The organism is Pedobacter sp. CFBP9032, assembly GCF_034045265.1.
Taxonomy (GTDB): Bacteria; Bacteroidota; Bacteroidia; order Sphingobacteriales; family Sphingobacteriaceae; genus Pedobacter.
In genome coordinates this window covers 1-318 of record NZ_JAXCWE010000045.1, presented here as the reverse complement: position 1 = coordinate 318, position 318 = coordinate 1, and the positions used below count along the sequence as shown (strand labels likewise).

Annotated in this window: 1 protein-coding gene; it reads left to right on the top strand. The window is 30.8% G+C overall.

Annotation, left to right across the window (positions count from 1 at the left end; translation table 11 throughout):
* On the top strand, window positions 1-264 hold a 264-nt coding region (locus SOM16_RS23085; protein ID WP_320466354.1), incomplete at its 5' end, for a winged helix-turn-helix domain-containing protein.
* Window positions 265-318 lie beyond the last annotated feature (54 nt).

Below are 318 nucleotides of genomic sequence, written 5' to 3'. Positions count from 1 at the left end.
ATGCTGAGACAATTGAGAGTAGGTGATAACGAATACAAGCTTTCACCTAAAGAAAATGAACTTTTAAAATTGCTTTGTCTTCACAGAAACGACTTTATGCCTAGAGATTTAGCATTAAGAAAAATCTGGAAAAAGGAAAACTATTTTACAGCAAGAAGTATGGACGTTTATATTGCTAAACTTAGAAAGCTTCTGAAAGACGATGAAGGTTTAGAAATTATCAACGTACACGGTGAAGGTTTCAGACTTTTGGTTAAAAACTAAACGAACGTTAAATTCACGATATAAAATTTAAAATTAGCAAAACAATTCAAAATG